Source organism: Klebsiella huaxiensis (assembly GCF_003261575.2).
Lineage (GTDB): Bacteria > Pseudomonadota > Gammaproteobacteria > Enterobacterales > Enterobacteriaceae > Klebsiella > Klebsiella huaxiensis.
Genome location: NZ_CP036175.1, coordinates 4,744,833 through 4,766,634, shown reverse-complemented (window position 1 = coordinate 4,766,634; position 21,802 = coordinate 4,744,833). Strand labels below are relative to the sequence as shown.

The 21,802-nt window shown below is 51.1% G+C and carries 19 protein-coding genes; 15 read left to right on the top strand and 4 right to left on the bottom strand.

Annotation, left to right across the window (positions count from 1 at the left end; genetic code table 11):
• Positions 1–22: 22 nt before the first annotated feature.
• From DA718_RS22800 to DA718_RS22790, 3 genes are all read left to right on the top strand, one after another.
• Positions 23–832, top strand: coding sequence for a sulfite exporter TauE/SafE family protein (locus DA718_RS22800; RefSeq protein WP_112214035.1), 810 nt, complete (start codon positions 23–25; stop codon positions 830–832).
• 280 nt (positions 833–1,112) lie between these two features.
• Positions 1,113–1,982: a DMT family transporter gene (locus DA718_RS22795; protein ID WP_112214036.1), complete on the top strand. Its 870-nt coding sequence runs from the start codon at positions 1,113–1,115 to the stop codon at positions 1,980–1,982.
• 99 nt (positions 1,983–2,081) lie between these two features.
• Positions 2,082–2,744, top strand: a complete 663-nt coding sequence (locus tag DA718_RS22790; protein ID WP_112214037.1) for an HAD family hydrolase — start codon at positions 2,082–2,084, stop codon at positions 2,742–2,744.
• Positions 2,745–2,853: 109 nt separating this feature from the next.
• Here the strand turns inward: DA718_RS22790 and phnE (DA718_RS22785) are convergent, their stop codons facing one another.
• From phnE (DA718_RS22785) to phnC, 4 genes are all read right to left on the bottom strand, one after another.
• On the bottom strand, positions 2,854–3,735 hold the full coding sequence (gene phnE, locus DA718_RS22785) for a phosphonate ABC transporter, permease protein PhnE (protein ID WP_112214038.1): 882 nt from the start codon (positions 3,733–3,735) through the stop codon (positions 2,854–2,856).
• Positions 3,732–4,604, bottom strand: a complete 873-nt coding sequence (gene phnE, locus DA718_RS22780; protein WP_112214039.1) for a phosphonate ABC transporter, permease protein PhnE — start codon at positions 4,602–4,604, stop codon at positions 3,732–3,734. Before phnE (DA718_RS22780) ends, phnE (DA718_RS22785) begins: the two co-directional genes overlap by 4 nt.
• A 68-nt stretch (positions 4,605–4,672) precedes the next feature.
• Positions 4,673–5,614 carry a phosphonate ABC transporter substrate-binding protein gene (phnD, locus tag DA718_RS22775; RefSeq protein WP_112214040.1) on the bottom strand — a complete coding sequence of 314 codons (942 nt, stop codon included), beginning with the start codon at positions 5,612–5,614 and terminating at the stop codon, positions 4,673–4,675.
• 23 nt (positions 5,615–5,637) lie between these two features.
• The gene (phnC, locus tag DA718_RS22770; RefSeq protein ID WP_112214041.1) at positions 5,638–6,480 is read right to left on the bottom strand and encodes a phosphonate ABC transporter ATP-binding protein; all 843 of its coding nucleotides are present in this window, start codon (positions 6,478–6,480) and stop codon (positions 5,638–5,640) included.
• A 925-nt stretch (positions 6,481–7,405) separates the two neighbouring features.
• Between phnC and ecpR (DA718_RS22765) the strand changes: the two genes are divergently transcribed.
• From ecpR (DA718_RS22765) to DA718_RS22710, 12 genes are all read left to right on the top strand, one after another.
• The gene (gene ecpR / locus DA718_RS22765; protein WP_112214042.1) at positions 7,406–7,948 is read left to right on the top strand and encodes an ECP biosynthesis operon DNA-binding transcriptional regulator EcpR; all 543 of its coding nucleotides are present in this window, start codon (positions 7,406–7,408) and stop codon (positions 7,946–7,948) included.
• Positions 7,949–8,103: 155 nt separating this feature from the next.
• Positions 8,104–8,691, top strand: coding sequence for a common pilus major fimbrillin subunit EcpA (gene ecpA / locus DA718_RS22760; RefSeq protein WP_112214043.1), 588 nt, complete (start codon positions 8,104–8,106; stop codon positions 8,689–8,691).
• 60 nt (positions 8,692–8,751) lie between these two features.
• On the top strand, positions 8,752–9,420 hold the full coding sequence (locus DA718_RS22755; protein ID WP_112214044.1) for an EcpB family pilus assembly chaperone: 669 nt from the start codon (positions 8,752–8,754) through the stop codon (positions 9,418–9,420).
• 25 nt (positions 9,421–9,445) lie between these two features.
• Positions 9,446–11,971 carry a fimbrial biogenesis outer membrane usher protein gene (locus tag DA718_RS22750; RefSeq protein WP_112214045.1) on the top strand — a complete coding sequence of 842 codons (2,526 nt, stop codon included), beginning with the start codon at positions 9,446–9,448 and terminating at the stop codon, positions 11,969–11,971.
• A gap of 19 nt (positions 11,972–11,990) precedes the next feature.
• A complete protein-coding gene (gene ecpD / locus DA718_RS22745) occupies positions 11,991–13,604 on the top strand; it encodes a fimbrial adhesin EcpD (protein ID WP_227016030.1) in 1,614 nt (537 codons plus the stop codon).
• Entirely contained in the window at positions 13,573–14,277 is a 705-nt protein-coding gene (locus DA718_RS22740; RefSeq protein WP_112214047.1) for a fimbrial biogenesis chaperone, read from the top strand. The genes ecpD and DA718_RS22740 overlap by 32 nt, the downstream gene beginning before the upstream one ends.
• 676 nt (positions 14,278–14,953) lie before the next feature.
• Positions 14,954–15,496 carry an ECP biosynthesis operon DNA-binding transcriptional regulator EcpR gene (ecpR, locus tag DA718_RS22735; RefSeq protein WP_112214048.1) on the top strand — a complete coding sequence of 181 codons (543 nt, stop codon included), beginning with the start codon at positions 14,954–14,956 and terminating at the stop codon, positions 15,494–15,496.
• A gap of 105 nt (positions 15,497–15,601) precedes the next feature.
• Positions 15,602–16,189: a common pilus major fimbrillin subunit EcpA gene (gene ecpA / locus DA718_RS22730; protein WP_112214049.1), complete on the top strand. Its 588-nt coding sequence runs from the start codon at positions 15,602–15,604 to the stop codon at positions 16,187–16,189.
• A 60-nt stretch (positions 16,190–16,249) separates the two neighbouring features.
• Positions 16,250–16,918, top strand: a complete 669-nt coding sequence (locus DA718_RS22725) for an EcpB family pilus assembly chaperone (protein WP_112214050.1) — start codon at positions 16,250–16,252, stop codon at positions 16,916–16,918.
• A gap of 25 nt (positions 16,919–16,943) precedes the next feature.
• Positions 16,944–19,469, top strand: coding sequence for a fimbrial biogenesis outer membrane usher protein (locus DA718_RS22720; protein WP_112214051.1), 2,526 nt, complete (start codon positions 16,944–16,946; stop codon positions 19,467–19,469).
• Positions 19,459–21,096, top strand: a complete 1,638-nt coding sequence (locus DA718_RS22715; RefSeq protein WP_112214052.1) for a hypothetical protein — start codon at positions 19,459–19,461, stop codon at positions 21,094–21,096. Before DA718_RS22720 ends, DA718_RS22715 begins: the two co-directional genes overlap by 11 nt.
• The gene (locus DA718_RS22710; protein WP_112214053.1) at positions 21,065–21,769 is read left to right on the top strand and encodes a fimbrial biogenesis chaperone; all 705 of its coding nucleotides are present in this window, start codon (positions 21,065–21,067) and stop codon (positions 21,767–21,769) included. Before DA718_RS22715 ends, DA718_RS22710 begins: the two co-directional genes overlap by 32 nt.
• The last annotated feature ends 33 nt before the right edge of the window (positions 21,770–21,802 follow it).

Genomic DNA, 21,802 nt, shown 5'->3' with positions numbered 1-21,802 from the left:
CTCCTTTTCTGGAGGAGTTTGCATGAGCTACTGGCTTTTTCTTTGCGGCATGCTTTCTGGTGTAACAACCTGGCTTTTTGGCTTTGGTGGCGGTTTCATTACCGTTCCGCTGCTTTATGTACTGGTGATGGGTGTGTGGGGCGTACAAAGTGAAGTAGGGCAGCAGGCTATGCAAATCGCCGTCGCCACCTCGGCGCTGGTGATGCTTTGCTCCGCGCTGCTGGCGACCTGGCGGCACGCCCGTACAGGTGCCCTCCGCTGGCGTCGCTTATGGGCAATGCTAGTCGGCATTGCCGCGGGTGGAATAGCCGGAGCGTTGCTGGCGCTTCAGGTTAATGGCGAATGGATCCGCTGGCTGTTCGTTATCTATCTGCTGGCGACTATTATCGATTGCTACTTTCGGGCCGGGTTTATGATACCCCCACCCGGTCAGACTGTACCTGCGGTACCGCATGAGCTGACTGTCGGTGGAATCATTGGCGTGATCGCTTCTTTTCTGGGCGTGGGGGGAAGCGTGATGACGGTTCCTCTGATGCGCCGCCGTGGTATGCCGATGGCTGAGGCGGCGGCGATGGCAAACGTGTTGACGCTACCGCTGGCGGTAACGGCGACGTTGACCTGGCTGTTGATGGCTTGGGCGTCGCCAGCGTCATTACCTGATGGGTTTATCGGCAATATCTGGCTTTCAGCGGCGGTGCAACTGGTGGCTGGAAGCTGGTTGGGGTTAAAAATAGCGGCCCGCTGGCTGGCGCATTTGCCGGATTGTTGGCATGTGCGGATTTATCCGCTGCTACTCATTGGCGTACTGTTGGTCATGAGCGTATGGGGCTAACGGGTTGGCTTGTAAACGTTTCGTTAACCATGCTAATGTTTATGCATTCTTACTCACAGGGGCTTTCCGTGACGCATAATGCAATCTCAGGACATTTCATATCCTGCGCTGGTTTACCGGCGGGTCGCATTGCATCATCATATCGTCGCCTGTTTTCCTGCACCTGTCCTCCGCCTCCACCTCCTGAAGTTGTTGTAATCGGAGTCTGATCTCCAAACTTTAGGGTATTCGTTGATAACGAGTGCCGATCAATACAGATTCAGGAATCTGGAGCATTTTCATGCATTCTCGATATTCTTTACTCGCCTCGCAGGCGACAACGGCGACCTTTGTCCTGCTGTGGGGCAGCGCTGCTATTTTTACCCGCTGGGGGCTGGACAACGCTTCGCCAATGGCGTTGCTGGTTTTTCGTTTTCTGATAGCCCTTGTGGCGCTGCTGCCGCTGGCTATCATGCGCAAACGCTGGCTACCGACGCGCGGTACGCGCCTGCAGGTGGCGACCACTGGCCTGATGCTGATTGGCGGCTATTCCGTCTGCTACTTTGAAGCGATGGCCAACGGCGTGACGCCGGGACTTATCGCTACCATTATGGGCATTCAGCCGATTCTTACCCTTTGCGTGGTTGAACGACGCCTGCAGGGTACGCGTTTGTTGGGTTTACTGGTGGCGCTGGCGGGATTGGTTCTGCTGGTATGGCGAAGCTTGTCGGCTTCGCAGATGGCGATAAGCGGCATACTTTTCGCTCTTGCCGCGCTGCTGCTGATGACCTTTGGCGCCATTCTGCAAAAGCGCAGCCGCCAGGCGCCGGTTGATGTTCTGCCGCTGCAATATACGGTGAGCCTGCTGCTTTGCTTATTGATGACGCCGGTGAGCGGTTTTTATATCAATTTCAGTCTGGGCTTTATTATCCCGGTGCTGTTCCTTGGGCTGCTGATTTCGGTCGTGGCCCAGCTGCTGCTCTATCGGTTGCTGAGTGCTGGTAATATCGTCAATGTCACCAGCCTGTTTTATCTGGTGCCGGTGATTACCGCGCTGCTCGATTATCTGTTGCTGGGCAATCGTCTGCCCTGGGCGGCGGTCATCGGCATGGTCGCTATACTTGGCGGAATTATGCTGGTGTTTCGCGCGCCGAAAGTGAGCGCCGCGTAGCCGACAAAATGATCCGGGCGCTTTGTCCGGGTCATTCTCCTGTCATTTTATTTACGCATGCTCTCGCGAGACTCTGTTGCTGATTAGGGAAAACAAACGATGGGCAAAACGCTGACGATTTTCGATCTGGATAATACGTTAATTAAGGGCGATAGCAGCACGGTGTGGAGCCGCTTTATGGTGCGCGAAGGCTGGGTGAACGATCCGGGCTATCTGGCGCGTGAAGCGATGCTGATGGACGATTACGATCGTGGTGAAATGAACATTGCCGATTACGTGGCCCTGATCCAGGCACCGCTGATTGGCGTATCAAAGCAGGAAGTGGACAGTCTGCTTGCGCGCTGTGTACGCGAAGAGATAGTGCCGCGCGTTTATCCACAGGCATGGGATCTGATTCGTACTCTACAGGCTCGGGGCGAGCAGATGCTGGTTATCTCGGCGTCGGTTAGCCTGCTGGTGCAGGCCGTCGCGGCGGAGCTGGGCATCGAACAGGCGTTAGGGATTGACGTGGAGATGGCCGACGGTGGCTATACCGGGGTGATTGCCGGTACGCCGAGCTATCAGCAGGGGAAAGTGGTGCGCCTGGCGCAGTGGCGACAGGCTCATCCCGAATATTCGGGTGAGGTGACGTTCTATACCGATTCGATTAACGATCTGCCGCTGTGCCTGCATGCCGACCATGTGCGATTGGTCAATCCATGCCCGCAACTGGCCGCGGTGAATGCAGAGCATCAGTGGCCGGTGCTGGAGTGGCGGCTTTGAGTTTTCCCCCGGGTCGCGGCGTAAACGCCTTACCCGGGCTACTTTTCGTGCCGTTTGGTAGCCCGGACAGGCGCATTGCGCCGCCTCCGGGAACGTCGCGATATCAGAACTAATCGGCTTTAAACAGCGGCACCACGCTGCCGCCGATATAGCGGCGACGTAGCCAGGCGGAAAGCGTATCCATCGCCATGACTACAATGACCAGCAGCAGGGTAATAAACATCACCACGTCCCAGTTCCACAGGCGCATATTTTCCGCATAAATCAGACCGATCCCCCCTGCGCCAACAAAACCCAGCACCGCTGCTGAACGGGTGTTGGATTCAATCTGATACAGACTCAGCGCCAGAAACGTTGGGAAAGACTGGGTGAAAATGCTAAAGCGGTGCTTCTGCAAACCGTTGGCACCCACTGCCGTCAGCCCACGCCCCGGTGAGCGGTCAACCGCCTCGTGCCCTTCGGCGTACAGGCGACCCAGCAGCCCGGTATCCTGCATGATGATCGCCAATACCCCGGCCAGCGGCCCAAGTCCGACGGCGCGCACGAAAATCAGACCCCAGATTGCCATATCGATTCCGCGCAGGACATCAAACAACCGGCGCATTAGCAGGGCGATGGTTGCTGGAATAAAGCCGCGCATAATATTGCGCGCTGCGAGAAATGAAAGCAGCAGGGCGAGAACCGTCGCCGTAATAGTCCCGGCAAAAACGATCGCCAGGGTAATACCGATTTGGGTGAAATAATAGCCGAACGGCCAGTTGAAGAAGTCGCGCCAGACGAACATCCGCAGCAGGTAACGGCCTATTTGCTGCAGCCCGGTGGTGAGCTGCTCTCCGCTGATGCCGAACTGCATAAAGAACCAGACGTAATAGAGCACGCTGGCCAGCGCCAGCAGGCCGACATAGCGCAGATAGCGTCCCTGAGCTTTGTACAAACGTTGATGCTGACGACGGCTGGCGGTGATATCCGGTTGGTTTTGCCATTGACTCATTTTTTTCCCTCCAGAACCCACTGCCGCAGGCGGCCGGACAGCATATCCAGCAGCGACACTACAATAATGATCAGCAGCAGCGTGATGCTGACCTGATCGTAACGATCCAGTTTGATATTGGTCATCAGCTCCTGGCCAATGCCGCCCGCGCCCACCAGTCCAAGGATGGTTGAGGAGCGGAAGTTAATCTCCAGGCGCATAAAGCCGTAGGAGAGAAAAATCGGTTTCACCTGCGGCCACAGGGCAAAGCGAATGCGTTGCAGCCGCGAAGCGCCACAGGCGGCAAGACCGCGCACCGGTTTATCCTGCGCGCTCTCTACCGCTTCATAAAACAGTTTGGTCAGGCTGCCGATGGTGTGCAGCATTAATGCCAGAAAGCCGGGGATCGCGCCGATACCGAAGGCCATAACGAAAATCACCGCCCACGCCAGCTCCGGCATGGTGCGCAGAAAAGCCACCAGCACGCGAACGGCAAAGCGCAGCGGGGCAGGGGACCAGGCGTTATTGGCGGCAATAAACGCCAGCAGGGTGGCGATAACTACCGCAACCAGCGTGGACGCCAGAGCCAGCTGTAGCGTTTCCCAGATAAGCGGCAGCTGTATCGGCAGGCGGTAGCCCCAGTAGGCCAGCGAGCCTTTGGTATGCGAATCGGCAATCAGATCGGCGACATGCAGAGTCGGCAAGGTCTCAAACATGTAATCAAGAAAATTGGGCAGCGAGTGCCAGATAGTAAAGAGATTAAACTCGGCCATGCTGCCTGCGGCGAAATAAAGAACCAGCAGCAAAAGAGACCAGCTAAAGGTATCGCGCTTTTGCCGCGCACGAACCTGCTGATAATAGCGTTCAAATTCGGTATGGGTGTTATTCATGCGTCGCTGTGTCTTCAACGAGTCGCCGCCGCCCGCGATAGTTGCCGGGCGGCGGCGTCAGGGCGGGATTAACGCGCGCTAACCAGTTCGCGTTTCATATCGATGATCTGCTGGAAATCAGCCACGCTGCCCGGGCCGATATGCTGAGTACCGCCCATTGCTTTGATAAAGCAGGCGTGATCCTCGGTATCCAGCTTTTTAATCGCGCTGACGACTTTAGCTTTAAAGTCCGCAGGCAGAGCGTTGCTGACCAGGATCGGGCCATTCGGGATCAACGGCGATTGCCAGATAATACGGATTTGTTTCATCAGGTCCGGGTGATCCATGCGAATCAGGCGATTGAAAGCACCGACGCTGTAGCCGCTGTTGTAATCGCCCACCATCGAGGTCCAGGTCACCGCCCCGGCAAACTGACCGTTCAGCACGCCAAGAATGTCTTGCTCGTGGCCGCCGGAGAAGGTCACGCTGGAAAAGAAGTTATTATATTTATTATCCGAGGTGCCGCCGAACTGCTGTTTAAAGGCGTGGTTCGGAATTAAAAATCCGGAAGTGGAATCCGGATCGGCAAAACCAAACGCTTTACCTTTCAGGTCTTCTAACTTTTTATATGGGCTATCGGCTTTAACTACCACCACCGAGTGGTAGCCGCGGGATTGATCTTTATCATCTACGGCGATACCGACAATATCGACGGCTTTTGGATTGTTAATATAAACCGAAGCGTAAGATGACGGTGACATACTTAATACCACGTCAACTTTGCCGCCCAGCAGACCCTGGATAACGCCAGAGTAGTCGGAAGAGTTGCGTAATTTGGTATCCACGTTCAGCTCTTTATCGAGAAACTGTTTAACGCACTGGTTATCACCAATTTGCTGCGTTGCGTTCTGACCGCCAAGGATACCCAGATTTAATTCCTTCGGTTGTTCAGCAGCGCTTGCCTGCCACGCCATCATAATGCCTGCAACCGCTGCGGATAAACGAACTGCGCCAGTGATGTACTTTTTCATTATTTTGCCCGTGTGAGTGAAATTTAATGCAATTGGCTAATTTCATCGCCATACAGCCGATGCAGAATATCCTGATTTAGCTGCGTGGGATGGTCGTCAAAAATAATCTTGCCTTTGGCTACGCCGATAACCCGGGTGCAGTATTCACGCACCAGTTCCACCGAATGCAGGTTTACCATCACGCTGATGCCCTGTTCGCTAATTTCACGAAGAACATTCATTATTCGCTGCGTATTTTTCGGATCCAGAGAAGCGACCGGTTCATCGGCCAGCAGAATACCGGGGTTTTGCATTAGCGCTCGGCAAATAGCGACACGCTGCATCTGACCGCCGGAGAGGTTTTCCGCCCGCTGTAGCGCGTGCGGCAGCATATTCATCCACTCCAGCAGAGAGATAGCGCGGGCCCGGTCGGCATCGGGGAAAACTTTGAATAATGATTTCAGAGTTGAGGTTTGGCTCAGGCGTCCCAGCAGCACGTTGGTCAAAACGTCAAGACGCGGAACCAGGCAGAAATCCTGAAAGATCATCCCGCACTGGCTGCGCCAGGCATTTAACGCGCGGCCTGTCAGCTTTGATACATCCTGTGGCGTCCCCACTTCCGGATAGCTCAGGATCTCGCCGCCGCTGGTGCTGTGGGTACCATTCAGGACATGTAATAGGGTGGATTTGCCTGCACCGGATCGGCCAATCACGCCAACCAGCTCGCCCGCATGAAGATCGAAACTAATGCTATCCAGTACGGTTTGCTGTGCGCTATAGGATTTGCTCAGGTTGCGTACGCTCAGGACCTTCCGCTGCCGGTCGGTAGACGGTGGCGTAAACTGTTGATAATCGGTTTCCGCAACCGCAGCCAGAGAACTGTTCATAAATGCGTCCAGGTTCGTCAGTAAACTGGGCACTATTAATGGTGTTTTTTATGACTGCCAGATGACAGTAAAGCGAACAAATAGTGAACGGATGTAAAAGACAAACGTCTTTATAGGTAAAAAAGTACGTGAGGGATCACATTTTTTCATCTAATCCCGGGAGGCGCGATCTGTTCAGCTACCTTTATTACGCTATTTGTTAATAAAAATACCGATACAATTTTCCTCTGATGGGGACAGGGTGTTTTGTGCAACATTAATCACAAACCGCAAGCCCAGGTTTATCGGGAAAACGATTCCAGATGTCCGTACGATCTTGTGCTCTAAGTCGGTTTAATCGAATAGATAATGTTTTAGTGATTGATTACGATTTGCATTAGTAATTTTTTAGTCTGCTTTTATGCCTTTTGTGCGGCATATAAAACTGATAATAAGCATTATTAATGAAATTATTATCTATTATTTAATCATTTATTGGGTTTATATTCTTAATTTATGTATTTGTTCGGATTTTTGGCTTTTTAAAACAACTACCAGCTTAAGAATAGTCTTAAGTTAATATAGATAAGATCTTAGGTTAGATAGTAATCGATTAAGAATTTACGTATAAGTCATCAATAACCACATGAAAATAAATGGTTTTTGTGTTTAACTCAATATTCTTATTTTTATTCTCAAAGGCTAAATTGACCTGGTCGGCAATTAGCATTCACCACGCTTATTGACACTCATCGAGAAAAATCCTAAATTTGTAAGCACAAGAAACAAGCAATTTATTTAGTGTTATCTGTCTCAAGTAATACTATTTGGATTTTATATTGGATATCGATTAAAGAGGGATTTGCTGACTTAGACTTTGCAGGCCTGGGCTATCAGCAGTGTGTGATATGTTCGAGATTTCCAGGACTATGGGGTTTAACTTTATATGGATCATAAATGTTCTTTAGATAAGTGCATCTGGCCTGCGCATGATAATTATTTTATGACGGGTCTGATTGAGCTTATTTTAGATATCGATAAACTAATTTATCTGCCACTTGCGAAAGTGTGTCAGGAGTTTGTTTTTATCAACCTTAGCGCCAGTTCTCTGAACTATTTTATCCGACGTGATAGCGAGTGGCTGGCAGAAATGAAAGGAAAGCAGATCGTGCTTATCGCCGCAAGGCGATCGGAAGCACTGGCCAATTACTGGTATTACAATGGATCAATTCGCGGTGTAGTTTATGTTGATTTGACCAAAGATATTCGTCAGGAACTGGCTTACGTTATTAATGGACGTTTTCTGCGTAAAGATATAAAGAAAGAAAAAATTACCGATAGAGAAATGCAAATAATTCGCATGACGGCTCAGGGAATGCATCCGAAATCTATCGCCAAAGTTGAAAATTGTAGTGTGAAAACAGTTTATACCCATCGACGTAACGCCGAGGCGAAACTGTATTCAAAAATTTATAAGTTAGCGCTCTAATTAGTAGTGAACATTGTTTTTAAAAATTGTGCACCAGGTCGTTATACCCAAAATAATTAACGTCACAGGCAATATTTATGTGGCTTGAGCTATGGCGGGAAATGCACACAGACGTGGGACATCAAGTCCCTAAATAAACTCAGGATGAAAATGCTATGAAAAAAAAGGTTCTTGCAATTGCTCTGGTAACCGCGTTTGCCGGTATGGGTGTCGCTCAGGCTGCTGACGTTACTGCTCAGGCAGTCGCTACCTGGTCTGCAACCGCCAAAAAAGATACTACCAGCAAGCTGGTGGTGACTCCGCTGGGCAGCCTGGCTTTCCAGTATGCCGAAGGGATTAAAGGCTTTAATACCCAGAAGGGCCTGTTTGATGTTGCTATCGAAGGTGATACCACCGCGACTGGCTTCAAACTGACTTCTCGTCTGATCACTAACACCCTGACTCAGCTGGATACTTCAGGCTCTACGCTGAACGTAGGCGTTGATTATAACGGCGTAGCGGTAGAGAAAACCGGCGACACCACCATGATCGACACCGCTGCTGGCACACTGGGTGGTAACCTCAGCGCGCTGTCCAACGGCTACAACACCGCTGGCCGTACTACTGCGCAGGACGGCTTTACGTTCTCCATCATCAGCGGCACCACTGATGGTACTGCGGACGTGACTGACTACAGCACGCTGCCGGAAGGTATCTGGAGCGGCGACGTCAGCGTTCAGTTCGACGCAACCTGGACCAGCTGATCCTCTCGACGTACCTGGCAGGGAGATTTCTCCCTGCCTTATTTCACGGACTGAATTCATATGAAAAATCACATTCTGGCCATCGGCCTGTTGCTCTGCGGAATGACGCCAGCTCTGGCGCTGGATGTGGGCGATATCTCTTCATTTATGAACAGCGACAGCAGCACGCTGAGTAAAGAGATCAAAAATACGACCGACAGCGGTCGCCTAATTAACATCCATATGGAACGCCTCACCTCACCGCTGGATGGCGGCAAAGTGATCCCGATGGATAAGCAGGACGAGATTTTACTGACGCCCGCCAGTCTGCTGCTGCCGGCGAAGGCCAGCGACGTGATCCGCTTTTTCTATAAAGGTCCGGCGGATGACAAAGAGCGCTATTACCGCATCGTCTGGTTTGATCAGGCGTTAAGCGACGCCCAGCGCAACGGATCGACTCGTAGTGCGGTGGCGACGGCTTCAGCGCGCATTGGCACCATCCTGGTGGTGGCTCCGAGAAAGGCGAACTTCCGCTACCAGTATGCGGACGGGAAGCTGGTGAATACCGGTAACGCCACGCTGCGTATTCTTGCCTACGGCCCGTGCCTGAAAGCGGCGGATGGCAAGGAATGCAAAGAAAACTACTTTCTGATGCCGGGGAAAGAGCGCCGTTTTACGCGCGTCAATGTGGCTGACAAAAAAGGACGGGTCGCGCTCTGGCAGGGCGAGCAGTTTGTTCCCGTGAAATAGACATTTGTGCTGACGGATCAAGACTATGCCTCTACCAGGGATCTCCCCAGGATTAAAAAAACTCCTTGCCTCCGGCATGGTCATTTTGCTGGTTCCGCTCAGCGCCACCGCCGCAGCCGATAAAGTACAACAAATCGGCGGCGTGATTATTCCCCAGGCTTTCAGTCAGGCTTTGCAGGACGGGATGAGCATCCCGTTGTTTATCCACCTTGAAAGCAGCACCGGTTCTCAGGACGATCAAAGAATTGGTAACGCCTTTATCTGGCTGGATAATGGCGTTCTGCGCGTGCGGCAGATTCAGCTGGAAGAAAGCGACAGCAATGCGACCGTGAGTGAACAAACCCGAAAGCAGCTGACTTCGCTGGCGAATGAAGCCTTCAGCAAAGACCTTAAAATCAATCTGACCGATGACGCGCAGCTGGAACTTAGTCTGCGCCAGCTGCTGCTGCAGCTGGTGGTGAAAAAAGAGGCACTGGGTACCGTGCTGCGTTCTCGTAGTGAGGATATTGGTCAGTCCAGCGTTAACACCGTCAGCAGCACCCTGAACTATAACCTCGGCGTTTATAACAACCAGATGCGCAATGGCGGCAACAACACCTCCAGTTATTTGTCGCTGAACAATGTCACCGCGCTGCGCGAACATCACGTTGTGCTGGACGGCTCGCTGTACGGCATTGGCTCCAGCAGCCAGGACAGCGAAGTTTACAAGGCGATGTACGAGCGCGATTTCGCCGGTCACCGCTTTGCTGGCGGGATGCTCGATACCTGGAACCTGCAATCGCTTGGCCCAATGACGGCTATTTCAGCAGGGAAGATCTACGGGGCTTCATGGGGCAACCAGGCCAGTTCGACGGTGTTTGATAACACCCAGTCGGCCACCCCTGTGGTTGCCTTTTTACCCGCCGCTGGGGAAGTTCATCTTACCCGCGAGGGACGGCTGGTGAGCGTGCAGAACTTTGCCATGGGTAACCACGAGGTGGATACGCGTGGCCTGCCATACGGGATTTACGATGTTGACGTTGAAGTGATTGTGAATGGTCGGGTAGTTAGCAAACGAACCCAGAGAGTGAATAAACTGTTCAGCCGTGGGCGAGGTGCAGGAGCGCCGCTGGCATGGCAGTTCTGGGGTGGCAGCTTCCATATGGACCGCTGGTCCGAAAGCGGTAAAAAGACGCTCCCGGCCAAAGACAGCTGGCTGGCAGGAGCTTCGGCCTCGGGTTCGGTCAGTACCTTCAGCTGGGCGGCGACCGGCTACGGCTATGATAACAACGCGGTTGCCGAAACCCGTCTGACGCTGCCGCTCACTGAATCTATCAATGTGAATCTGCAAAATATGCTGGCCAGCGATAATTCATGGAGCAGCATCGGCAGCATCAGCGCCACGCTGCCCGGCGGGTTCAGTTCGGTCTGGATCAACCAGGAGAAAACTCAAATCGGCGATAAGCTGCGACGCAGTAATGCTGATAACCGGGCAATTGGCGGTACGCTGAACCTGAATTCACTCTGGTCAAAACTGGGAACGTTTAGCATCAGCTATAACGATGATCGCCGCTATAACAGCCATTACTACACCGCAGATTATTACCAGACGCTCTATACCGGAGCGTGGGGATCAATGGGGCTGCGTGCGGGGATCCAGCGTTTTAATAACGGCGACAGCAGCGCGAATACCGGGAAATACATTGCGCTCGACTTTTCGCTGCCGCTCGGCAACTGGTTCAGCGCCGGGATGACGCACCAGAACGGTTACACCATGGCTAACCTGTCGGCGCGTAAACAGTTTGATGAAGGCAGCATTCGTACCATTGGTGCCAATATCTCACGGGCGATTTCCGGCGATACCGGCGATGACAAAACCCTCAGCGGTGGCGCCTATGCGCAGTTTGATACCCGTTATTCCACCGGTACGCTGAACGTGAACAGCGGCGCGGACGGCTATGTGAACACCAACCTGACCGCCAACGGCAGCGTCGGCTGGCAGGGGAAAAATATCGCCGCCAGCGGGCGCACCGACGGCAACGCCGGGGTGATTTTCAATACCGGTCTTGAGGATGACGGCAAGCTGAGCGCTAAGGTTAACGGGCGGATCGTGCAGCTTTCCGGCAAGCGTAATTATCTGCCGTTGTCGCCGTACAACCGTTATGAAGTTGAGTTGCAAAACAGTAAAAACTCGCTTGACAGCTACGACATCGTCACCGGGCGTAAGAGCCAGCTAACCCTGTACCCGGGAAACGTGGCGGTCATTGAGCCGGAAGTGAAGCAGATGGTGACCGTTTCCGGACGTATTCGCGCAGAAGACGGCACGTTGCTGGCAAATGCCCGCATTAATAATCATATCGGGCGAACCCGTACCGATGAGAAGGGTGAATTTGTGATGGACGTGGATAAAAAATACCCGACCATTGATTTCAGTTACGGTAAAAACCAGAGCTGTGAAGTGGCGCTGGAGTTAAGCCAGGCGCGCGGCGCGGTGTGGGTGGGCGATGTGGTTTGCAGCGGCCTTGCGACCTATGCCAGCGTGCAGCCGACAGGAGAAGGTAATGAAAGCTAAGTGGCTGGCATATTTTGTGATGTTAACGGCGGCGCTATGTGTGATGCGGGTTAACGCGGCGATAACAAAAACCACTTGGCCTGATGCGGCGGCCATGCAGTTTGTGTTTGTGGAAAACAACTCGGACGATAACTTCTTTGTCACCCCCGGAGGCGCGTTAGATCCGCGAATGACCGGGGCGAACCGCTGGACCGGGCTGAAATATAACGGCTCGGGCACCATCTATCAGCAGAGTCTGGGCTATATCGACAACGGTTATAACACCGGGCTGTATGCTAACTGGTTCTTCGATATGTGGCTGGATAACTCGCCGGCTTCTCATCCCTTACTCGGTCTGCGTTGTATCAACTGGTATGCGGGCTGCGATATGGCGACCAGTCTGATCCTGCCGCAAACCAGCGATGCCAGCGGTTTCTATGGCGCGACGGTGACAACTGGCGGGCAAAAGTGGATGCACGGCATGATGTCTGACTCTTTCTACCAGTATCTGCAACAGATGTCGGTAGGCAGCAGTTTCTCCATGACCATTAACTCCTGTATGACTTCCGTCAGCTATAACGCCAGCAACGGCGAACGCTGTAAAGATCAGGCTTCAGGCTACTGGTATGTGCGTAATGTCACTCATACCAAGGCCGCAAACCTGAAGCTAATTAATACTCATGCGCTGGCGGAAGTGTTTATCAATAGTGATGGCGTGCCAACGCTGGGGGAGGGCAATGCAGACTGCAGGACGCAGACTATCGGAACCCGTTCCGGCCTGAGCTGCAAAATGGTGAATTACAATTTGCAAACCAACGGCCTGAGTAATACCTCTATCCATATTTTCCCGGCGATCAGCAACTCGTCGCTGGCTTCTGCGGTGGGTAGCTATGATATGCAGTTCAGCCTGGACGGTAATTCATGGAAGCCGGTTAGCGGCATAGCCCAGTACTATACGTTCAATGAGATGAAATCATCTGATTCTGTTTATGTATTCTTCTCGAGTAACTTTTTTAAGCAGATGGTGGCGCTGGGGATTAGCGATGTTAATACGAAAGATCTGTTTAATTTCCGTTTCTATAACACCACCTCGCCAGAGTCAGGGTGGTATGAGTTTTCCACCTCCAATACGCTGATAATTAAACCGCGCGATTTCAGTATCAGCATTATTTCCGATGAGTACATCTCTGCGCCGACGCGCGAGGGCTATGTAGGCAGCAGCGAACCGTCGCTGGATTTCGGCTATATTGTTACTACCAGCGGTAAAACCGCCGCCGATGAAGTGCTAATTAAAGTGACTGGTCCGGCACAGGTTATTGGCGGGCGTTCATACTGTATTTTTAGTTCCCCGGACGGGACGTCGAAAGTGCCGTTCCCGGCGACACTGGCATTTCTTACCCAGGCAGGAACCACCAAAACTTATGATGCCGGGTGCGATGATACCTGGCGCGATATGACCGATGCGCTATGGTTAACAACCCCCTGGACCGATATTTCCGGCGATACGGGACAGATGGATAAAACAACGGTGAAGTTTTCCATTCCGATGAATAACGATATATCGCTGCGCACGGTGGATGATAACGGCTGGTTTGGTGAGGTGAGTGCTTCAGGAGAGATTCATGTCCAGGCAACGTGGCGTAACATTAATTAATTGGCTGCCAACAGCCTTTTGCCTGCTGGCGCTGTGGGCATCCTCAGCGGCGCAGGCTATCTCCGTCGGCAACTTAACTTTTTCACTGGCGGCAGACGCAGAATTTGCCGCTAAACGGGTGATAAATAATAACAAGAGCGCGCGTCTATACCGCGTTTCAATCGTGGCTATTGACCGTCCTGGCGGTAAGGAAGTGCGCTCGCGTCCTGCTGACGGCGAACTGCTGTTTGCCCCACGTCAGCTGACGTTGCAGGCAGGCGAGAGCGAATATTTTAAGTTTTACTACCACGGGCCGAAAGATAACCGCGAACGCTACTATCGGGTTTCATTTCGTGAAATCCCCCCCCGTAATTATGTGATGCGCAATCCCGGCGGTACCGAGGTCAGCATGGAGCCGGTGGTGGTGATGGACACCATTTTGGTCGTTCGACCGCGCCAGGTTAATTTCAAATGGGTTTACGATCGTGCCGCCGGTACCGTCAGCAATACCGGCAACACCTGGTTTAAGCTGCTGATCAAGCCCGGATGTGACACGACGGAAGAGGAGGGGGATGCATGGTACTTACGGCCCGGCGACGTTGTCCGCCAGGCTACACTGCGCCAGCCGGGGAACCACTACATCATCTATAACGATAAGTTTATTAAAATGACTGACGATTGCCCGGTGAAGTAACCGGGAACACGCAGGTAAAAGTGAGTTAATGCATAACTTAAAATGATCTGTCTTCGCTTTATGATGTTCCTTTGTTTGTTTTTTTATGCAGCCATTATCCTCAAATCCCGCCTTTTTATGAATGTTATGAAGTGACGTTTTTGTATCCCGAATATATATAATATTCCATCAGTAAATAATTCACAATGACTTTTATTTTCTTCTGTATTATTTATTTTTTGTATTTATTCCATTATTCCTAAGGGAATTCCTAATGAATTTCGGGAAAATTCCTGGGTAGAGTGAATTGAGAATTTTTTCATTTGACTGTTTTTGTTTATCTTATTGATACTTATTGTTTTTATTCGTTTTTTATTTTTTAAAATTAAATATCTCTAACGTTTTTTTGTTATTTTATTTTAGCTGTTTTAATGTTTGGTATGTGAATTTAGATTTTACCCTTCCTTCATGTTGACTCATGTTAATTAAACACATAAATTCTTAAGCGCAGAAGGGATATTTCATTTCTTAATTCTGTAAATATTCATTGTGTTTATGTTTTATTTTGATTTATGCACATTATAGATTATTTTTCTGTGTATATTTGGCTATTTGCTGAGGAGTGAGGGAAACCACTCCCTGCCCCATTTTAGCGTTAGGGAAATCGGTAGGATCATGGAGGAGGAATGCGTGATATATGGACTATCAATCAGGTTTACGGTTATGCATTTGGCCGCAGGAGGACCGTTATTTTGTTGATGGATTATCCGAGATTATTTTTGAAATCAGAGAGCTAATTTACCCTTCCCTGGAAACTATACAGGATGATTTTATATTTATTAATATCAGCCCAAAGTTTATGTGCCACTTTATCAGCCATGAGCGTCAATGGTTGAGGCAAACAGAGAAAAAACAGGTGGTATTAATTGCCGCCACTCGGTTAGAGGCACTGGCTAATTACTGGTATTTCAATAGCCAGGTCAGAGGCGTGGTTTATGCGGATTCGCTACGCAATGTTCGCGATGAATTATCCCGGGTGATAAATGGCCGCTTTTTGCGCTCGGATATTAAGAAAGGTAAAGTGACTAAAAAAGAGATGCAGATTATTGGTCTTCTTGCGCAGGGTATGCAGCCTAAATCTATTGCCAGAATAGAAAATTGTAGTGTGAAAACGGTATATGCCCATCAGCGTAATGCTGAAGTAAAGCTGTATTCAAAGATAAATCGAATAGCCATTTAATATTTTAGAAACTAATTTTACCGTTGTTATTGAATTAGCGTATTAATGATTAATACGCATGGATGTGGGCATTATGCCCTTAATATCAAATCAGGATGAAATGTTATGAATAAGAAAATTATTGCCGTTGCTCTGGTAGCAGCATTCTCTGGTATGGGCGTTGCACACGCAGTTGATACAACCGCGCAGGCTGTTGCGACCTGGTCCGCTACAGCGAAAAAAGACACCACCAGCAAGCTGGTTGTGACTCCGCTGGGTAGCCTGTCGTTTCAGTACGCAGAAGGTATTAAAGGCTTTAACACCCAGAAAGGCCTGTTTGACGTTACCGTTGCAGGCGACACAACTGCAACCGGGTTTAAGCTGACTTCTCGTCTGCTGACCAACACCCTGACCCAGTTGGACACCTCCGGTTCTACCCTGAGCGTGGGCGTGTCTTACAACGGTGTTGCTGTTGATAAAACCACCGACACCAAGATGATCGATACTGCGGCTGGCATTCTTGGCGGCAACCTCAGCGCGTTGTCTACTGGTTATAATCAAGCTGGTCGTACCAGTGCGCAGGAGCTCTTCACCTTCTCCATCATCGAGGGTACCACTAACGGCACCACGGCGGTCACTGACTACAGCACGCTGCCGGAAGGTATCTGGAGCGGCGACGTCAGCGTTCAGTTCGATGCAACCTGGACCATCTGATCCTCTCGACGTACCTGGCAGGGAGATTTCTCCCTGCCTTATTTCACGGACTGAATTCATATGAAAAATCACATTCTGGCCGCTGGCCTGTTGCTCTGCGTAATTTCGCCGGCTATGGCGCTTGACGTCGGTGATATCTCTTCGTTTATCAACAGCGAAGCCAGCGTGCTGAGTAAAGAAATTAAAAATCCCACCGACAGCGGGAGACTGATCAATATTCATGTTGAACGCCTGACGACGCCGCAGGAAGGTGGAAAAGTCATCCCGATGGAGAGCAAAGAAGAGCTTTTACTGACTCCTGCCAGCCTTCTGCTGCCGGCGCAATCCAGCGAATCGATTCGTTTTTTCTATAAAGGTCCGATGGATGAAAAAGAGCGCTATTACCGCATCGTCTGGTTCGACCAGGCCTTAAGCGATGCCCAGCGCAACGGCGGTACCCGTACTGCGGTGGCCACCGCTTCAGCCCGCATTGGTACCATTCTGGTGGTTGCCCCGCGCAAGGTGAATTTCCGCTATCAGTACAGCGACGGAAAGCTGGTGAATACGGGCAATGCCACGTTACGCATTCTTGCCTACGGCCCGTGCCTGAAGTCAGCTGACGGTAAAGAGTGCAAAGAGAATTACTACCTGATGCCGGGAGAGAATCGTCGTTTTACCCGCGTCAATGTTGCGGATAAAAAAGGGCGAGTTGCGCTCTGGCAGGGCGAGCAGTTTGTGCCCGTAAAATAATAGGTTATAGAAACGGGATAAGGATATGCCCTCACTTTGGAACGCCTCTGGCCTGCGAACGATCCTTGCCTCCGGTTTTGTTATTGTTTCAATTCCTTTCTGTGTTGACGCGGCCTCTAAACCGGCACGTCAGATTGGTGGTGTGATTATTCCCCAGGCCTTTGGTCTGGCGCTGCGTAATGGGATGAGCGTTCCATTGTTTACCCACCTCGAAGGTAGCTCCGGCACCCAGAATGACCAGCGGCTTGGTAGCGCCTTTATCTGGCTGGATAATGATTCTCTGCGGATCCGCCAGATTCAACTGGAAGAAAAAGAAGAAAATGCCTCACTTAATGCGACTACCCGGCAGTTACTTGCTGAGATAGCCGACGCTCCCTTCAGCGACGAACTGCGTATTATCCTGACGCCTGATGCCCGGCTACAGTTCGACCTGCGCCGCCTGCTGTTACAGCTGGTGGTGAAAAAAGAAGCGCTGGGTACCGTACTGCGCACTCGTAGTGAGGATATCGGCCAGTCCAGCGTCAACAAGATCAGCAGCACCCTTAACTATAACCTCGGAGTGTATAACAACCAGATGCGTAACGGCGGTGATAACACCTCCAGCTATTTGTCGCTCAATAGCATGAGCGCTTTACGCGAACACCATATCGCGATTGATGGGTCGATTTACGGTGCCGGGACCCGCAACCAGAACAATCAGTTGTATAAAGCGATGTATGAGCGGGATTTTTCCGGTCACCGTTTTGCTGGCGGGATGCTGGATACCTGGAACCTGCAATCGCTGGGGCCAATGACCGCCATTTCGGCGGGGAAAATTTACGGTGCTTCGTGGGGTAATCAGGCCAGTTCGACGGTCTTTGATAACACCCAATCGGCGACGCCGGTGGTAGCCTTTTTATCTGCGGCGGGCGAAGTGCATCTGTCGCGCGACGGGCGGTTGCTGAGCGTACAGAACTTCGCAATGGGTAACCATGAAGTGGATACGCGCGGGCTACCGTACGGGATTTACGACATTGACGTAGAAGTCATTGTTAATGGTCGCTCAGTGAGTAAGCGCACTCAGCGGGTCAATAAATTGTTCAGTCGGGGACGCGGAGCCGGAGCGCCTCTGGCCTGGCAATTCTGGGGCGGCAGCTTCCATATGGACCGCTGGTCGCAGGGCGGCAGAAAAGCGCAGCCCGCGAAAGATAGCTGGCTGGCGGGCGTTTCGGCATCGGGATCGTTGAATACCCTCACCTGGGCTGCATCAGGCTACAGCTATGACACCACTGGCGTGGGAGAAACGCGGTTTAGCCTACCGCTGACCAGTGCGATTAGCATCAATATGCAGAACATGATGGCCAGCGATGGCTCCTGGAGCAGCATTGGCAGCGTTAGCGCTACGCTCCCCGGTGGTTTCAGCTCTGTCTGGGTTAACCAGGAAAAAACGTCGGTTGGTGATACGCTGCGGCGCAGCGATGCTGATAACCGGGCTATCGGTGGATCGTTAAATCTGAGTTCTCTATGGTCAAAACTGGGAACCTTCAGTATGAGTTATAACGATGATCGCCAGAATAATAGTCATTACTATACGGCGGATTATTACCAGAATATTTACAGTGGTGCTTTTGGTTCATTGGGACTGCGTGCGGGCATCCAGCGTTTTAATAATTCAGGTTATAACAACAATACCGGTAAATATATCGCGCTTGACCTGTCTCTGCCGCTCGGTAATTGGATTAGCGGTGGGATATCGCACCAGAATGGCTATTCGACAGCCAACTTGTCAGCGCGCAAGCGCTTTGATAAAGGTCCGATCCGCACCATCGGCGCCAACGTCTCACGGGCGATTTCTGGCAACACCGGCGATGACAAAACGCTCAGCGGCGGTGCCTATGCGCAGTTTGAGACGCGTTATGCTAACGGCTCGCTGAATGTGAACAGCGGCGCGGATGGTTATGTGAATACCAACCTGAACGCCAGCGGCAGCATAGGCTGGCAGGGAAAAAACATTGCGGCCAGCGGAATGAGCGAAGGCAATGCCGGGCTGATCTTAAATACCGGTCTGGAGGATGACGGCCAGCTAAGCGCGAAGGTTAACGGGCGATTCTTTCAACTCTCCGGAAAGCATAACTATCTGCCGCTATCACCGTATGGCCGGTATGAAGTGGAACTACAGAACAGTAAAAACTCGCTCGACAGTTACGACATCGTGAGCGGGCGTAAAAGCCGGCTGACGCTCTATCCAGGCAACGTGGCGGTGATTGAACCGGAAGTGAAGCAAATGGTAACCGTCTCCGGGCGCATCCGCGCGGAGGACGGCACGTTATTGGCCAACGCTAGCATCAGCAACCACATTGGGCGTACCCGCACGGATGAAAAAGGCGAGTTCATCATGGATATAGATAAGAAATTCCCGACCATCGACTTCAGCTACGGCTCAGACCAGCGTTGTGAAGTGGAGCTGGATCTGAATCAGGCGCGTGGCGCGGTTTGGGTCGGCGACGTGGTGTGCAGCGGGCTGAGGACCTATGCCGGAGTTGTTTTGGAAGATAAAAATAATGAAAGTTAATCATTTGTTATTAATTTTTGCCTTGCTGGGAGGACCGATTTCGGCAATGGCTATAGGGGTTACGACGTTGCCCCCACAATCCGGAGAGGTTGCGCTCGTTGAGAACAATATTGATGGCGATTATTTTGTGTCAACAGGGCCGGGATCGAACCCAATATATATTGTCGGTCCAAGTCGTATCAGTGATGCCATGGTAGCAGCCGGAAATTCGGGGGAGTTTCCGGGAGTGATAGGTACCGCTCAGGCAATTGTGGACACGTCAAATATATTCGATCTGTGGCTGGAAGGTGCTCCAGTCGCATCCCCTTTCGCGGGTCCGGCATGTGTGTCTAGTGGTTGCTCTACAGCGGTGACCGATGGTAAAGGGGTTTATGGAATTGTATATGGTAGAAATCAGGCAGTGCTGTTGTCTGGGTTGATATCGGATGGTTTTTATCAGTATCTCCGGCAGATGACGATAGGAAGTCATTTTTCTATGACCTTGAATGGATGCAGGGCGTATAGTCCTTTTTACGATGCGAACAGAGGAGAACGCTGTAAAGACGATGGGGTAAATGCTACCTGGGAAGCGACTGAGGTAACCTTCACCAAGGGTGCTCATCTGAGGCTAAACAATATCGGGTATACTGATGAGATTTTTATCAATAGTGATGGGGTGCCGACGCCAGGCGATGGCAATACTGACTGCCGAGTACAGATTGTCGGAGGCAAGTCCGGGCTGGCTTGCAAAATGGTTAGTTATAATCTGCAAACTAACGGCGCAAATAGTACGTCTTTTCGGTTATATCCGTCGTTAATTAACTGGACTCTGAAATACGAGATCGCGAAAGATGATATGCAGTTCAGTTTAAATGGCAGCTCCTGGCTGCCAGCAAGTATTACTACAAGTGGTGGCATGGAGAAACCTAATGACTATTACACCCTTGATGACCTGAAATCTTCTGAATCTATTTACGTCTTCCTCTCTAATGATTTTTTTAAAAAAATGGTGGCGATTGGGCTCAGTGATACTAGTAGTCAGGAGTTGTTTAATTTTACTATAGTAAGTCGAACGGAGAATGTGGGGGTGGCGGCTGTTTATAACTTCTCTACGTCCAACTCTTTAACTATCAAGCCACGTGAATTCGGTATTAGCATTACTTCTGATGATTATAGCGAGTCACCAACGCGAGAGGGTTATGTTGGCAGCGATAAACCATCACTGGATTTTGACTATCTTGTCGCCACTACGGGAAAAACGTCTGCTGATGAGGTGCAAATCAAAGTAACCGGCCCATCACGTACGATAAATGGGCGTGCGTATTGTATTTTTAGTTCACAGGATACGCAGGATAAAGTCCCTTTTCCGGCAACCCTTTCGTTTACGACCAGGAATGGTAGTAAGAAAACCTTCGATGCGGGGTGTGATGGGCGCTGGCATGATATGACGGACGCGCTATGGGCAAGCTCGGCGTGGACAGATATCTCTGGTGAGCCCGGGGTGATGAATACTGCGACGGTTAAGCTGTCTATCTTAATGAATGAAATAATATCAATGCGTATTTTGGGGAGTCTCAGTGGCTGGTATGGCGAAGTCAGCGCTTCAGGTGAAGTACATGTTCAGGCGACGTGGCGTGACGTTCAATAATTTATTCCGTATAGCAGCCTGTGCGTTGGCGTTGTGGCTGCCGTCAGCGAGCCAGGCGATCTCGGTGGGAAATCTGACCTTCTCTCTCTCCCCGGAAGACGAATTTGCTGCAAAGCGGGTGTTGAATAACAACAAAAGCGTACGCCTGTATCAGGTCTCGGTCATTACTATTGACCGCCCCGGCGGCAAAGAGGTGCGCTCGCGTCCAGCAGATGGCGAACTGCTGTTTTCCCCCCGGCAGATGACCCTTCAGGCGGGAGACAGCGAATACTTTAAGTTTTATTACCACGGGCCGAAAGATAACCGCGAACGCTACTACCGGGTCTCATTTCGCGAAATTCCTACTCTTAACCATATCGCGCGCAATGCCTCCGGGGCGGCGGTCAGTTTAGATCCGGTGGTGGTGATGGATACTATCCTGGTGGTGCGCCCGCGCCAGGTTAATTTCAAATGGGTTTACGATCGTGCCGCCGGTACCGTCAGCAATACGGGGAATACCTGGTTTAAGCTGCTGATCAAGCCCGGCTGCAACACAACGGAAGAGCAGGGAGATGCATGGTATTTACGGCCAGGTGATGTTGTTCGTCAGGCGACGCTGCGCCAGCCGGGGAATCACTACATTGTCTATGACGAGAAATTTATAAAAATAACCGATGAATGTTCGGGTAAGTGATTTTTCAGCGCCAAAAATCTACGTGCAGGAATA